The organism is Amycolatopsis sp. NPDC058278, assembly GCF_042881395.1.
In the GTDB taxonomy this organism is placed as follows: domain Bacteria; phylum Actinomycetota; class Actinomycetes; order Mycobacteriales; family Pseudonocardiaceae; genus Amycolatopsis.
Genome location: NZ_JBHVXZ010000087.1, coordinates 30,136 through 42,816, shown reverse-complemented (window position 1 = coordinate 42,816; position 12,681 = coordinate 30,136). Strand labels below are relative to the sequence as shown.

Genomic DNA, 12,681 nt, shown 5'->3' with positions numbered 1-12,681 from the left:
TGCCATTCGGTCGTCGGACGTGGTCACCGGTCGAGCATCGATGGCCGGCACCCACGTTACGACGAGACCTACCCAGCGGTGGCCGTGTCCCTATCAGCGGTCCCTCGATGCCACCAGACCCGGTGACACCACCCCCCGGATCATGCACTCGACTGGGGGCGTAAGTCATGCCGGGCCTGGTGACCACAGCTCCTTGATCAGGAACTACGAAAAAGGTAACGGGGGGCGTTCTCCGGAGCCGCTCCGCCCGGGAAGGCGATCCATGCCGGCCAAGCCCCTCACCGACGCGACGCCGCCCACCGAAGCCGGGCTCAGCTGCCGGACCAGCTTGATGTTCGGCAGCTCCCAGAGCTCGGGCGCCTCCGGGTGGTTGCGGTTGAAGGCGATGCCCGTGAGGCTGTCCGGCCTGGTCGCGTCCGCCGCCAGCTTCTCGGGCTGCGTGGTGCGGAAGCGCGGCTCCAGCTCCTCGGGCAGCTCCAGGTAAAAGCCCAGGCCGAACGGCTTCCGGACACGCTCCTCGAAGTGCTCCTGGATGCTGCGGCCGGTGACGCGCCCCACGACCTCGCCGGTCAGCGCGCCGATCACCACCGCGTGGTACCCGAACGCCGGGCCGGGCCGCCAGTACGGCCGCTGCGGCGCGAGCCGCTCGGCGATGACGCGGTCGTCCGCGATCTCGTCGCCGGTGAATCCGTCGTCGGCACCCACGACGCCGGCGCGGTGCGCGAGCAGCTCCCGAAGGGAGATCCCGCTCTTGCCCGCGGCGCCGAACTCCGGCCAGTACTAGTCGAGGTCGAGCACGCCCTCCTGGACGAGCAGCGCGACCGCCAGGTACGCGCCCCCTTGGTCGAGGAGAACACACCGGTCAGCGAGTCGCCGTTGATGGCAGGCCCGGTCCACAGGTCGACGACCTCCAAGAGGCGACGGCGGCGAACTCTTCCCGGACGGACTCGAACCCGCCGGCGACGGCGCCCTGGACGTGCTCGGACGACATGGCAGTTCCCTCCGGGATCTCGATGCCTGCGCCGGGAACCAAACCACGCGATGTCGACGTATTCCGGTAACGCGCCACCGCCTACAGGGGATGTTCCCGGCATGGGGGAGCTGGAACCGGAGGAAACCACCACCACTCGGCCCGGTCGCGGCCTGGCGATTGCGTCACTCGCGGTCGGCGCGTCCGGACTGACGCTCGCCGTCGCGACCTGGGCCGCCTGGCTGGTCGTCCGGCCGGGGATCGTGTCCGCGTGGGTGTTGTCCTGGGTGACGCAAGCGTTCGTGCTGGTCCTCGGCGCGCTGTGGTTCGCGCTGCTGCCGATCAGCGTGCTGGCGCTGGTCTTCGGCGTCTGCGCCGGTGCGCGCACCCAGCCGGGTTTCGCCCGGATCGGCGCCACCCTGGCCGTCGTCACCGCGCTGCTCGCGCTGTCCGGGGCCGCGGTGTTCGCGACGACGTCGTGGCGGCACGTCGGCCCGCCGGTCGCCTACTTCGGCACGGGAACCTCCGGACCGCGGTAGAGAACCCGCCGCGCGGGTACCAGTCCGATCATGAAGCTGACCTCCACCGTGCTCGGCACCCCGGAACCCCGTGCGCTCGCCGAGTTCTATTCGAAGCTCCTCGGCTGGCCGATCCGCACCGACGAACCGGAGTGGGTGACCCTGCGCCCCGACGACGGCAGCGCGGGACTGTCGTTCCAGCTGGAGACCGGGCACGTCCCACCGGTGTGGCCGCCGGTCGACGGTACGCAGCAGATGCAGCTGCACCTCGACATCGAGGTCGACGACCTCCAGGAGGCGACGGCGGCGGCGACCGCGGCGGGCGCGGTGGTCGCCGAGTTCCAGCCAGAGGACGACGTCCGTGTCTGCTTCGATCCGGCCGGGCACCCGTTCTGCCTCTGGACTCGCACGGGGTGACGCCCCGCGTTCGAGCGGTCACAGGATCCGCTATGTTCGGCTGAGGTCCTGTTCCCGGCGAACGGAGTTGAGTCCTGTGGGGGTGCACCGGCTCTGGCACCACGGACTGGTCCCCACCGAGGGGAAACGCCCCCTGGACGCCTTGCGCAGCAGGCTGATCAGCCGCCAGCGGCAGCACGACGACTACACGGTGACCGATCTCGGCTCGTCCGACGACGGCGGTTCGCGCCGGTGCGACCTGAAGTTCGCGTACGAGGGCAGCGAAGGCCGCTACTCCGTTCAGGTATTGCTTTCGCTTTGCTACCGCGCCGGCGAAGACCGGGTGACGTGGCTGCTGACCGCGGCCTGCACGCGGCCGTGGCGCAGCTGCCACGACGCGCCGGCCCAGCGGATCGGGCTGGAGGAGCTGGGCGCCAGCGGCAGCGACGAAATCCCGATCGAAACGCCGGTGCTGGCGATGCGCGGCTGGTCGCGCAAGGAATGCGACCACCTCGCCGACCTGCTGGGCGAGGCACTGTCGGCGCCGTGGCGCTCTTCGGCGGTGCTGGTGCTCACCGAGCCGCCGACGGTGCCGGTCGAGGGCTGGCCGGGGCTGGTCAACGTCTTCGACGTCGACGACCGCTTCCGCCACACCCTCAACCGCCACCTGCCGCTCGGGTGCGCGCTGCCGCAGGGCGCGCGGCTGTACGTGCCGCCGTGCGACCAGCTCCCGGATTTCGTCGTCAGTGAAAGCCCGGTGTCCGGCGAGGCCCTGCAGGGCGCGATCACCCGGCTCATCCAGACCCGCGGCCGGACGCCCCTGCCCGAGGAGTGGGCGGACGTGCCGAGCGTGCGGGCCTGGTACGAGGCCGATCCGTTCGCTTCGCCGGAGCGCGAGCCCGACGCCGGGCTGGTCGAGAAGCTCGGCCGCGCCGAGCGGGAGCTGGCCGAAGCGCGGGGCGTGATCACGATCCTGCGGAAGAAGGCCAAGGCCCACGCCGAGGAACGGGACCGGCACGCCTGCGAGGTGAAGACGCTCCGCCGCCGCCTCGAGGAAGCGTGCGCGACCGACGTCGCCTGCCTGCGCGACCAGCTCGCGCAGCTGCAGGCGGAGGTGGACGACTACGCGCGGGCGTTCGAGGAGACCGAAGCCGAGCGCGACGAGCTCCGGCGCGTCAACGGGCTGCTGGCGGGCCGGCTCGCCCGCCACCACGACGCCGACGACGAGGTCGCCGCCGCCGAGCGGCCGCCGGAGGAGTTCCCCAGCTTCGCCGAGCTGATCGGCGCCGCGTCGGCCTCGCTCAAGCACCTCGCGATCACGGCCGAACCGGCGCCGGCCGCGATCCTCGACCACCACCCCAAAGCCGCTGCCTGGCGCCGCAAGGCGTGGGACGCGCTCCGCACCCTCGACGCCTACGCCGGGGCCCGGATGTCCTTGCTCGACGCGGGCCAGGACCCGGGCCCCGAGCTGTCGGACGTGCTCGCGTTCGCCCGCACCGGCCAGCCGGGTTCGCTGATCAGCGCGAACATCATCGCGCTGGCCGAGTCCGACACGGTGACCACGAACGAGCGGCTCCGCCAGGCCCGCACGTTCCGCGTCGATCCCCGCACGAATCCGACGGGCCGCGACTACTTCGGCGCCCACATCGCCCTGGAGCGCTTCAAGTCGCCGGCGCCGCGGCTGCACTTCCTCGACGACACCGACCGCACCGGCACGGTGTACGTCGGGTACCTGGGCGCCCACCTGCCGACGTCGAAGACCAACTGAGCGAGAATCGCGCGCATGACGGAGATCGCGCACAAGCACCTGGCCTACTGCTGGATCGCCCGCGGCGACCGGGTGCTGTTCCTCCGCCGCGGGCCCGGAGTGTTCCTCGCGGGCGGGTGGGAACTGCCCGGCGGCACGGCCGAGCCAGGCGAGCGCTTCGAGGACACAGCGGCGCGCGAAGCGGCGGAGGAGACCGGCTTGACGGTCCGCGTCACCGGCGAGCTGGCGCGGGATGCGTGGCCGGACGTGGCGGGACGGGCGTTGCGCATCCACGCTTTCGTTTACACGGTGGAGGAAGAGGGAGCCGGCGACGTCGTGCTCAACCCTGAGGAGCACGACGACTTCGCGTGGCTGACGCGGGCGGAGGCCCGGGAACTGCCGCTGCCGGATCACTTCCGGCGGCTGCTCGATCGGTAGGGGTTTTCCTTGGCGCAGCACCGGATCGCGGTGCTGCGGAGGTCTTCGGGTCGTGATCATGTCTTCGACGGTACGCGAACAAATGTGCGAACGTCATCGCTGGAACGGGTGAACTCCGACAGCGAGTCGATCAGGTATTTCCCTTGTGGCACAAGGGAAATCTGGCTAGGGAGCCCCCGATTTCCACACTACCGGAAGGGACCGACAAAACTAGCGACGTGCCAGGTACCGCAGCAGGACGCTGGCGCCGTCGGTGAGCACGGAAGCCAGTTCCAGCTCGGCCGGATCGACCGCCGCACCGAGAGATGCCCGGCTCGACGTTCCCGCCACCATGAACGGCGCCACCGTCAACCGGAACTCGTCGACCACGCCCGCCTCGATCAACGAGCCGAACAACCTCGGGCCGCCTTCGCAATCGATGCGGCCCAGCCCCTCGGCCACCAGGGTCGAGACCACCCGCTCGGCCGACACCGCCGGCTCCCCCACCACGAACACCCGGGCGCCGTGCGCCGCCCACGCCTCGCGCAACGCCGAAGGCGCGGCCGCGGAGGTGAACACCAGGGTCGGGACCGCCGCCTTGGTGATCACCGGGGCGTCCGGCGGCAGGGAACGGCCCGTCGTCACCACCGCCACCGGGGCGATCGGGGCCAGGCCGAACCGGCGGCGGCGTTCGGCCGTGGCGGTGTCGGGGCGCATTCCCTCGAAGCCCTCCGCCATCGCCGTCCCCGCGCCCACCAGGACGACGTCCGCGAGGTCGTTGCCGAGGCGGTACACGATCCGGTCCGCCGGGGTCGACAGCGCCCCCGAACGGCCCTCGACCGCGATCGCGCCGTCCGTGCTCGACACGAAGTTCACCGCCAGCCAGCGGGGGTCCGCCGGGTAGCTGTACAGCTGCTCGAGATCCTCCTCGGCGAGGTCGCGCGAGGACGGCCAGACCGCACGGATCACTCCCACCGGACCGCCTTCGCCGGCGGGCGGGTGCCCGCGATGCTCGCCGCCATCTCCGCCACGTGGCGCACCTGGCGGACGTGCCTGGTGCGGATGATCGCCACCCCGGCCGAGGCCGCGACCGCCGTCCGCGCCAGGCCGGCCGGCGTGCCGTCCCCGGCCACCTCGGCCAGCACGGGCACGTCTCCCAGCGGCAACGGCGTCCGGAACACCCCGATGTTCATGACAACGGACAAACCGGCCGTCGAAGGGATCGAGGGAGCGGCATAACCCGCGCCGTACCGAGCCGCGACCTCGGCCAGGTCCGCACGCGCGACGATCAGGTCGGCGCCCGCTTCGCAGCAGGCCGCGGCGACCGACGGGTCCGCGGTGTCCACGCCGATGACAAGGCCGGGAAAGGCCGCCCGTGCCGCCTCGACGAGGGACTCGGATCCGGGGAAACTCACGAGATCGGCGCCGTCGGCGACGGCGTCGCGGGCCCCGGGGAGCGACTCGACCGCGGCCAGCACCAGCGCGCGGTCGCTGCTCAACCGGCGGCCCCGGAAGACGAGGTCGGGGGTCTTCATCGCACTCTCCCTGCTGGACGTCTTCGCGATCATAAGCGAGGTCCGGCGGGTGAGCTTTTTTCGCCGTCAGGTGGCGGGGCGTCGTCGCCGGGCCACCCGACCTTGACGGCTGTGACATCCGGGGCTTCGCCCCGGGCCGGGGGCTCCGCCACCCGGAACCCCCCGAAGAACCTCTCCTCAGGAGGCGATGGCCTCGTTGATCGCCAGCAGCTCCTGGCAGGTGCGCGTGGCGGTGAACTCGATGACGTCGTAGCGAGCGAGCCGCCGGACCACGAACGGATCGCTGGCGAGCACGGCGTCGAGCTTGCCGCGCAGCACCGGGCGGGTCAGGATCACCTGGTCGGCCGCGCCGTTGCCCTTTCCGGAAACGAGGAATAGTCCCTTCGTGAATTGTTTGCGCAACCACTCCGAATGGTCGGGAAGCGCGTAGTCGACTTCTGTTTCGGGCGCCGTATAGGTCAGCAGTGCGATGTACATGTTTGCAGAGTAGAACGCTCTCGTCCGCACCGCATCCGCCTGGCGAGTGGCTCCGGACACGCCTTTCGTTAATATTCCGTCAAGAACCGTGGAATTCCTTTACCGGCACTTTTTCGACATACTCGCCGGGTGCCGTACGCCCGTCGTCGTACGTCGTGGTGCCGCCGCCGGGCCGACGCGGCGGCCCGGGCCGCGGAGCGAGACTCGACAGCATGAACGCACTGACCCGGATCCGGTCCGGCGGACGGCGAGCCGAGCGCATCGCCTACGCCGTCGGCGCGGCGCTGTTCCTCAGCGGCCTCGCGCACGCTCTCGTGCTCATCATCACCGGCGGCTCGTGGCTGGGCCCGCTGTCGATGCGCAAGGCTGTCACGTTCGGCCTGTCGTTCGGGCTGACGCTCGCCTCGGTCGCCTGGGCGGCGTCGTTCCTCACCATGCGCCCGCGGTTGCGCACCCTCCTGCTCGGCGCCTTCACCGCGGCGAGCATCGCGGAGGTCGCCCTGGTCAGCATGCAAGCGTGGCGCGGAGTGCCGTCGCACTTCAACTTCGAGACGTCGTTCGACAGCGCCGTTTCGATGTCGCTGGCCGCGGGCGGCGGTGTCCTCGTCCTGACGGTCATCGGCTTCACCGCCGTCGCGCTCGTGGAACCGGGCCCGGCCGCGCCGAGCCTGCGCCTGGCCGTCCGCGCCGGCCTGGTCGTGCTGCTGGTCGCGCTGGCCACCGGCGCGGTGATGATCGGCCGCGGGGTGGTCGCGGCCCGCGGCGGCGACCCGCAGCTGGCCTACACCACGGCCGGCGCCCTCAAGCCGCTGCACGCGGTCGCCATGCACGCGATCCTGGTGCTGCCCGCGCTGGCCTGGATCCTGCGGTTCACCGGTCACTCCGAAGCGCACCGGCTGCGCGTCGTCCAGGCGGCCGTCGCCGCCGACGCCGTGCTCACCGCCGTGATCGGCGTCGAGTCCTTCACCGGCATCGACCCGCTGGCCGCCCCGCTGCCGCTCCTGCTGCTGTCCGCGCCGGCCGCCGCCGTGCTGGCGGGCACCGGAATCCACGCGTTGTCCGGCATTGAACCGGCCGTCCGATTCGTACGTGTCCTCAACGGGAAGGCAAGGGGCCGGTAAAACGGCGGACGGAGAACACGCGTGCGGCACGGTATGACCACCCACGGCCTTTTCCAGCAGAACAAGGCCCACAGCCCGTCGTTCTTCTCCGTGGCCAGGGCGATGGGCCAGCACGCGGACGACCTCGCGGACTTCTGCATCCCCTGCAACCCGTACTTCCCCACCGACGCGATGTTCGGCGAGCTCGAACGGAACCTCCGCACGATCCTCAAGTTCTACCCGAGCGACGCCGCCGCGATCACCGCGCAGCTGGCGAGCGTGCTGCGGCTCAACCCGTCGACGATCTCGCTGGCCAACGGCTCGACCGAGCTGATCACCTGGATCGACCGGCTGCTGGTCGATTCCAGCGTCGCCGTGCCGATCCCGACGTTCGGCCGCTGGACCGACCAGCCGATGGAGACCGGCAAGCGCGTCGACATGTTCCTGCTCAAGGAAGCGGACAACTTCGAGCTGCGGGTGGACGAGTACATCGACTTCATCAAGCGCCGCGGCTCCCGGGTGGCGGTGCTGTGCAACCCGAACAACCCCGACGGCGGGTACCTACCGCGCCGCGAGGTGATCCGGTTCATGGACGCCCTCGAGGACCTCGACCTGGTGGTGATCGACGAGTCCTTCATCGACTTCGTCGAGGTCGAGCGGAACCCCTCGGTGGCCGCCGAGGCCGTCGTCCGGCCGAACGTGATCGTGCTGAAGAGCCTCGGCAAGAACTTCGGGCTGCACGGGATCCGGTTCGGCTACCAGGTCTCGAACCCGGCGCTGACGCGCAAGCTGTCGGCCGCGCTGCCGAAGTGGAACCTGAACTCGCTCGCCGAGACCGTGATCTTCATGCTCGCCGAGCACCGCGCGGAGTACGAGGACAGCCTGAAGAAGCTCGCGCTCGACCGGTTCATGATGCATTCGCAGCTCGGGCAGTTCGCGGAACTGACCGTGTTTCCGTCGCAGGCGAACTTCCTGCTCGTCAAGCTGCCCGCATCGGTCGACGGCGCCGAGCTGTGCGACTACCTCCTCGCCGAGCACCACCTGCTGGTGCGCCAGTGCGGCAACAAGATCGGCATGACCAGCCAGTTCATGCGCTTCGGGGTGCGGCCGGACACCGAGGTCGAGCGGCTGGTCGAGGGCCTGCGCGGCGTGGAGCGGCTCGGCGGCGGGCGGCACACCACGCCGGCCATCGAGCTGGTCTCGCACTCCCGCGAGCCGGAACGGTCGATCAGCTGAACACCTGGGCGATGGCCGACTTCCAGGCGAACACCCGGCCGTTCGCCGAGCTCGACCGCGCCGGCCGGACGCGGCGCCTGCGCCGGCTCGCCGAAGCGGCGTTGACGGCCTACGCCGTGCCGGTGGCTCGCCTGACCCCGCTGGCCCACGGGCAGAACACGGCGTTCCGCGTCGACGGCGCGGACGGCCACCGGTACGTGCTGCGGGTGCAGCGGCCGGACGGTCCCGGTGTCGCGCAGGTCCGGGCCGAGATGGCCTGGCTGGCCAAGCTGCGCCGCGAAACCGACCTCGTCGTCCCGCAGCCGGTGCCGACGCGCGCGCGGGACCTGGTCACCGTGGTCGCCGACCCGGCCGTGCCCGAGCCACGCACCTGCGTGCTCTGCCACTGGGTCGAGGGCCGGTTCCTCGACGAGCGGCTCAGTGCGCCGCAGCTGTACGCGGTGGGCGAGTTCACCGCGCGGCTGCACCTGCACGGCGCGCGGATGAACGGCCTCGACCGCCGCCGCGTCGACGACCTGACGGAGTTCGGGCGCACGCAGGTGGACGGTTTCTCCGCGACGGTCGTCGAGCGGGCCATCGCGGCGGGCGGCGGCGACGAACGGATCCGCAGGGCCGTGGCGCGCGTCCGCGCGGTGCGGGCCGAGCTGGGGTTCGGCTCGGACGTCTTCGGCCTGGTGCACGGCGACCTCCACCAGGACAACTACCTGCTGCACCGCGGCCGGGTGCACGCGATCGACTTCGACGACTGCGGGTACGGGCACTACGCCTACGACCTCGCCGTCGCCTGCGCCGCCCTCGCGCACCTGCCGCACCGAGAAGAGCTGAAGGAGGCGCTCCTGGACGGCTACCGGTCGGTCCGCCCGGCCGCGGCCACGACCGACCCGGGCGTGCTGGCCGCCTTCGCCGGGCTCCGGCGGGTCCAGCTGCGGCTGCGCTGATCGCTACAACCCGTCGTTACAATTGCTACATGGCCGGACGATCGAGCAACGCCACCAGCACCCGCGACCGCCTGCTCATGGCCGCCGGCCAGCTCCTGCATGAAGCCGGCGACGGGCCGGTCTCGACGCGGGCGATCTGCGAGCGCGCCGGCGTCCAGGCCCCCACGCTGTACCACCACTTCGGCAGCAAGCAGGGCCTGCTCGACGCGGTCGTCAACTACGGCTTCACCCAGTACGTCCAGGCGCCGGAGCCGGGCGGCGACCCGGTGGAGCGGATCCGCGCGGGCTGGGACAGGCACGTCGAGTACGGCCTGGAGCACCCCGCGTTCTACGTGCTGCTCTACGGCCAGATCGAGCCGGGCGTGCCCTGCAACCTCACGTCGAGCGCCGAGGCGATGCTGCTGGAGCTCTTCACGCCGTTGGCGCGCGAGGGCCGCCTGCGCGTCGAGGCCGCGGAGGCCGCGCGGCAGTTCGCCGCGGCCAACAGCGGCGTGACGCTCAGTCTCATCGCCCAGCCCGAAGACCGCCGCGACCTGGCGATGTCCGCGCAGGTCAGGGAGGCGGTCCTGGCCGGGCTGCTCGCGGATCGCCCGGCCGAAGGGTCGTCCGTGAGCGCCCTCGCTGTCGCTTTGTCGACCGCACTCGAGGACGACGACCGCGCGTTGACCCCGACCGAACGCCTGATGCTGCGCGAGTGGCTGCACCGCCTGGCGAACTGAACGCTACATTTGCTACATTGCCCGATATGACAAATGTATCGGGCAAGTTCGGCGTGTTCCTGGCCCCGCACCGCGACGACGTGACGCGCAAGACGCACGCCGTCGCGGCGGACGAACTGGGGTACGGCGCGGTGTGGCTGGGCACCGGCCGCAATTCGGTCGGCGACCTCGCGCTCGTCGAGGAAATCCTCGCCGCCACCGAGCGGATCACCGTCGCGACGGCGATCGTCAACATGTGGGTCGACGAGCCGGAAACGCTCGCCGCGTCGTACCACCGGCTCGCGGATCGCCACGGAAAGCGCTTGCTGCTCGGGATCGGCGTCGGCCACCCCGAATCGTTCACCGAGTACCGCAGCCCGTACGCCAAGATCGTCGACTACCTCGACCGGCTTGACGCGGCCGGCGTCCCGGCCGAGGCCCGGGTGCTCGCCGCGCTCGGCGACCGCGTGCTGAAGCTGGCCGCCGAGCGCACCGCGGGCGCGCACCCGTACCTCGTGCCGGTCGCCCACACCCGGCACGCGCGGGCGATCCTGGGCGCGGGCAAGCTGCTGGCGCCCGAGCACAAGGTGGTCGTGGACGACGATCCGGTGGCCGCGCGCGCCATCGGACGGCCGTACGTCCGGACCCCGTACCTGGGCTTGAGCAACTACGTGAACAACCTGCTGCGCCACGGGTACACCGAGGCCGACGTCGCCGGCGGCGGCAGTGACCGCCTGATCGACGACCTCGTCCTGCACGGCACGCCGGAGACCGTGGCCAAGGGCTTGTTGTCCCATGTGGACGCCGGAGCCAACCACGTGGCGGTGCAGGTGCTCGGCCCGTCACCCGAGGTGGAGCTGGCGAACCAGCGGCGGCTCGCGGAGGTGCTGCTCTGATCAGCCGGGCGCGGGCAGCAGGGCGTTCAGGGCCGCGACGAGCGTGCGTTCCTCGTAGGCGAAGTGACTGTCCAGTTCGGACTGGAGCCGGTCGAACTCCGCGCGGAGCCGGACCGGATCGGCTTCCTCCTCGACGAGCCGCTCGATCTCCTCCTGCAGCCGGGCCACGACGACGTGCTCTTCGTCGAGCTTCGCCAACGTGGGCTTCAGCGCCGGGAACCGCTCGGCCAGCAGGGGGAAGATGTTCCTGGCCTCCCCGGTGTGGTGCCGGGTGAGAGCCGTGCAGAAGCCGGCGCACCGCGTGCGCAGCTGCCGCGGGACGCCGCAATCCAGCTCGGCGCGCATTTCCCGCAGCTCGCCGCGCAGCCAGTCGTGCACCTCGACGAGCCAATCGCCCATGCGGCGCGCGCTGTCGAGCCGGAACAGCTCGACGACGGGCAGGATCCGGGTCGTTCGCGCCTGGTAGTCCGCGAACCCCGGCTCCCGCTCGATCACCTCGGCGAACAGCTTGTCGCGGTCCGGCGGCAGGGCCGCCATCGCCTCGTACGTCTCGGTGTCCGTTTCCACTGTGACCAGCGGGTTGCGCCGGATGTTGTGGTACCAGGCCGGGTGCTTCGGCGCCCCCATCGCGGAAGCGATGACGACCAGCCGGCCGTCGATGTCCAAGGCGCCCAAGGGAACCCGGTGCTTCCGGCCCGTGCGGGCGCCGGTCGTGGTGAGCATGATCAAACTGAGTGGTCCTTTCCGATGACGAAATCACCGGAGGCCGAGAGGGCGACACGGAGGGCACACCTCTGCCAGGGAACGGCAGAACGTGTCGATCTCAAGGGGGCTTGAGTAGCCACTACCTCCGTGCGTAGGCCCATCCGGGGCACATTCGCACGTTAGCACGACTCAGCGGGCGGCGTCAGCGGCTTTCCGCGCCGCAGCGGCGGCCGCGTCGGCTTCGTCGAAGGCCGCTTTCGCCGTCTCGAACTCCGCCGTCGCCCGCCCGGCGCGGTCCTCGGCTTCCGCCAGGCGCTCGCGCAGGTCGTTGACGCGGGCCGTGGCCTGCTCGGCCGCGCGCTCGGTGCGGACCAGGTCGCGCTCGGCCACCGCGCGTTCCTTGTCGCGCTCGGCGGCTTCCTTGCGCAGGCGCTCGCGTTCCGCGCGGGCCCGCGCCCGCTCCTCTTCCTCTTCGCGCCGGTGGTCCCGTTTCGGCCGGGCCGGTTCGGCCTTGTCCACCAGCTTCGCCGAGCGCTTCCCGGTGGCGGGCGGGACGCTCGCGGCGAGGCTGAACCACTGGTCGGTGTCCTGGTGCGCGACCGACGTCAGCCGCCCGGCGAGCGCCAGCGCGGCGGTGTCCGGCTCGGCCGCGACGGCCTCCAGGGTCGCCTCGACCTCGCGGGTCACCGTGTCGCTCATCGACGGCAGCTCGTGGAGGATCCGCCGCACCAGCTCGCCGCGGCGCCGGGTCAGCGCACGCAGCTCGTCGCCGGCCAGGCGCGTGTGCGCGTCCCGCAGTTCGGCGCCGAGCTCGGCCAGCTCGCGGAGCTGATCGGAGTCGTCCCTGGCCAGGCCGTTGACGATCGCCGCGGCCGTGGTCGGCTTGCGAAGCTGCTGGATCCGCTTCGCGAGCTCGGCGTCTCCCCCGGCTTTCGCCGCCTTCACCGCCGCGTTGCGCGCGCTGACGAACTCCGCGAGGTCGCCCCCGTAGAGCTCGCCGGCCACCGTGTCGAAGTCCATCGTGGTCCAGCGAACCACATCGGACTGG

15 protein-coding genes are annotated in these 12,681 nt (G+C 71.3%); 9 read left to right on the top strand and 6 right to left on the bottom strand.

All coding sequences use genetic code 11. The annotated features are described in order from the left end of the window. Nucleotides 1-204: 204 nt before the first annotated feature. A complete protein-coding gene (locus ACFVYA_RS34550; RefSeq protein ID WP_387051015.1) occupies nt 205-729 on the bottom strand; it encodes a serine hydrolase domain-containing protein in 525 nt (174 codons plus the stop codon). A 363-nt stretch (nt 730-1,092) separates the two neighbouring features. Between ACFVYA_RS34550 and ACFVYA_RS34545 the strand changes: the two genes are divergently transcribed. The 4 genes from ACFVYA_RS34545 (at nt 1,093) to ACFVYA_RS34530 (ending at nt 4,069) form a co-directional block, all read left to right on the top strand. After that, nucleotides 1,093-1,509, top strand: coding sequence for a hypothetical protein (locus ACFVYA_RS34545; protein WP_387051011.1), 417 nt, complete (start codon nt 1,093-1,095; stop codon nt 1,507-1,509). Nucleotides 1,510-1,539: 30 nt separating this feature from the next. Then, nucleotides 1,540-1,905 (top strand): VOC family protein, encoded by a 366-nt coding sequence (locus tag ACFVYA_RS34540; RefSeq protein WP_285985785.1) that lies wholly within the window; start codon nt 1,540-1,542, stop codon nt 1,903-1,905. 76 nt (nt 1,906-1,981) lie between these two features. After that, the gene (locus ACFVYA_RS34535; protein ID WP_387051010.1) at nt 1,982-3,652 is read left to right on the top strand and encodes a hypothetical protein; all 1,671 of its coding nucleotides are present in this window, start codon (nt 1,982-1,984) and stop codon (nt 3,650-3,652) included. 15 nt (nt 3,653-3,667) lie between these two features. Next, nucleotides 3,668-4,069: an NUDIX hydrolase gene (locus ACFVYA_RS34530; RefSeq protein WP_285985787.1), complete on the top strand. Its 402-nt coding sequence runs from the start codon at nt 3,668-3,670 to the stop codon at nt 4,067-4,069. Between the two features lie 210 nt (nt 4,070-4,279). Here ACFVYA_RS34530 and ACFVYA_RS34525 read toward each other — a convergent pair whose 3' ends face one another. From ACFVYA_RS34525 to ACFVYA_RS34515, 3 genes are all read right to left on the bottom strand, one after another. After that, a complete protein-coding gene (locus tag ACFVYA_RS34525; protein ID WP_387051014.1) occupies nt 4,280-5,017 on the bottom strand; it encodes a dihydrofolate reductase family protein in 738 nt (245 codons plus the stop codon). Next, entirely contained in the window at nt 5,014-5,583 is a 570-nt protein-coding gene (locus ACFVYA_RS34520; protein ID WP_387051008.1) for a dihydropteroate synthase, read from the bottom strand. The genes ACFVYA_RS34525 and ACFVYA_RS34520 overlap by 4 nt, the downstream gene beginning before the upstream one ends. A 177-nt stretch (nt 5,584-5,760) precedes the next feature. Further along, nucleotides 5,761-6,060 (bottom strand): YciI family protein, encoded by a 300-nt coding sequence (locus ACFVYA_RS34515; RefSeq protein ID WP_387051006.1) that lies wholly within the window; start codon nt 6,058-6,060, stop codon nt 5,761-5,763. 212 nt (nt 6,061-6,272) lie between these two features. On the opposite strand from ACFVYA_RS34515, the gene ACFVYA_RS34510 reads away from it, so the two are divergent. Genes ACFVYA_RS34510 through ACFVYA_RS34490 form a run of 5 tightly spaced genes read left to right on the top strand, consistent with a single transcriptional unit; the run spans nt 6,273 to nt 10,928 of the window. Further along, entirely contained in the window at nt 6,273-7,181 is a 909-nt protein-coding gene (locus ACFVYA_RS34510; RefSeq protein WP_387051004.1) for a hypothetical protein, read from the top strand. A 21-nt stretch (nt 7,182-7,202) separates the two neighbouring features. Continuing rightward, nucleotides 7,203-8,396 carry a pyridoxal phosphate-dependent aminotransferase gene (locus ACFVYA_RS34505; RefSeq protein WP_387051002.1) on the top strand — a complete coding sequence of 398 codons (1,194 nt, stop codon included), beginning with the start codon at nt 7,203-7,205 and terminating at the stop codon, nt 8,394-8,396. A gap of 11 nt (nt 8,397-8,407) precedes the next feature. Continuing rightward, nucleotides 8,408-9,334 (top strand): phosphotransferase enzyme family protein, encoded by a 927-nt coding sequence (locus tag ACFVYA_RS34500; protein ID WP_387051000.1) that lies wholly within the window; start codon nt 8,408-8,410, stop codon nt 9,332-9,334. Between the two features lie 29 nt (nt 9,335-9,363). Then, nucleotides 9,364-10,053, top strand: coding sequence for a TetR/AcrR family transcriptional regulator (locus ACFVYA_RS34495; RefSeq protein ID WP_285985793.1), 690 nt, complete (start codon nt 9,364-9,366; stop codon nt 10,051-10,053). A 26-nt stretch (nt 10,054-10,079) separates the two neighbouring features. Then, nucleotides 10,080-10,928 carry an LLM class F420-dependent oxidoreductase gene (locus ACFVYA_RS34490; RefSeq protein WP_387050998.1) on the top strand — a complete coding sequence of 283 codons (849 nt, stop codon included), beginning with the start codon at nt 10,080-10,082 and terminating at the stop codon, nt 10,926-10,928. Here ACFVYA_RS34490 and ACFVYA_RS34485 read toward each other — a convergent pair whose 3' ends face one another. Both ACFVYA_RS34485 and ACFVYA_RS34480 read right to left on the bottom strand, forming a co-directional pair. Next, nucleotides 10,929-11,651, bottom strand: coding sequence for a nitroreductase/quinone reductase family protein (locus tag ACFVYA_RS34485; protein WP_387050996.1), 723 nt, complete (start codon nt 11,649-11,651; stop codon nt 10,929-10,931). A gap of 171 nt (nt 11,652-11,822) precedes the next feature. Beyond that, a complete protein-coding gene (locus ACFVYA_RS34480; RefSeq protein ID WP_387051013.1) occupies nt 11,823-12,653 on the bottom strand; it encodes a hypothetical protein in 831 nt (276 codons plus the stop codon). Between the last annotated feature and the right edge of the window lie 28 nt (nt 12,654-12,681).

What these genes read in the sequence shown, in the direction of transcription:
- ACFVYA_RS34545 (WP_387051011.1), top strand. Translation starts at nt 1,093, where the DNA reads ATGGGGGAGCTGGAACCGGAGGAAACCACCACCACTCGGCCCGGTCGC.
- ACFVYA_RS34540 (WP_285985785.1), top strand. Translation starts at nt 1,540, where the DNA reads ATGAAGCTGACCTCCACCGTGCTCGGCACCCCGGAACCCCGTGCGCTC.
- ACFVYA_RS34530 (WP_285985787.1), top strand. Translation starts at nt 3,668, where the DNA reads ATGACGGAGATCGCGCACAAGCACCTGGCCTACTGCTGGATCGCCCGC.
- ACFVYA_RS34520 (WP_387051008.1), bottom strand. Translation starts at nt 5,583, where the DNA reads ATGAAGACCCCCGACCTCGTCTTCCGGGGCCGCCGGTTGAGCAGCGAC.
- ACFVYA_RS34515 (WP_387051006.1), bottom strand. Translation starts at nt 6,060, where the DNA reads ATGTACATCGCACTGCTGACCTATACGGCGCCCGAAACAGAAGTCGAC.
- ACFVYA_RS34510 (WP_387051004.1), top strand. Translation starts at nt 6,273, where the DNA reads ATGAACGCACTGACCCGGATCCGGTCCGGCGGACGGCGAGCCGAGCGC.
- ACFVYA_RS34500 (WP_387051000.1), top strand. Translation starts at nt 8,408, where the DNA reads ATGGCCGACTTCCAGGCGAACACCCGGCCGTTCGCCGAGCTCGACCGC.
- ACFVYA_RS34495 (WP_285985793.1), top strand. Translation starts at nt 9,364, where the DNA reads ATGGCCGGACGATCGAGCAACGCCACCAGCACCCGCGACCGCCTGCTC.
- ACFVYA_RS34490 (WP_387050998.1), top strand. Translation starts at nt 10,080, where the DNA reads ATGACAAATGTATCGGGCAAGTTCGGCGTGTTCCTGGCCCCGCACCGC.
- ACFVYA_RS34485 (WP_387050996.1), bottom strand. Translation starts at nt 11,651, where the DNA reads ATGCTCACCACGACCGGCGCCCGCACGGGCCGGAAGCACCGGGTTCCC.
- ACFVYA_RS34480 (WP_387051013.1), bottom strand. Translation starts at nt 12,653, where the DNA reads ATGGACTTCGACACGGTGGCCGGCGAGCTCTACGGGGGCGACCTCGCG.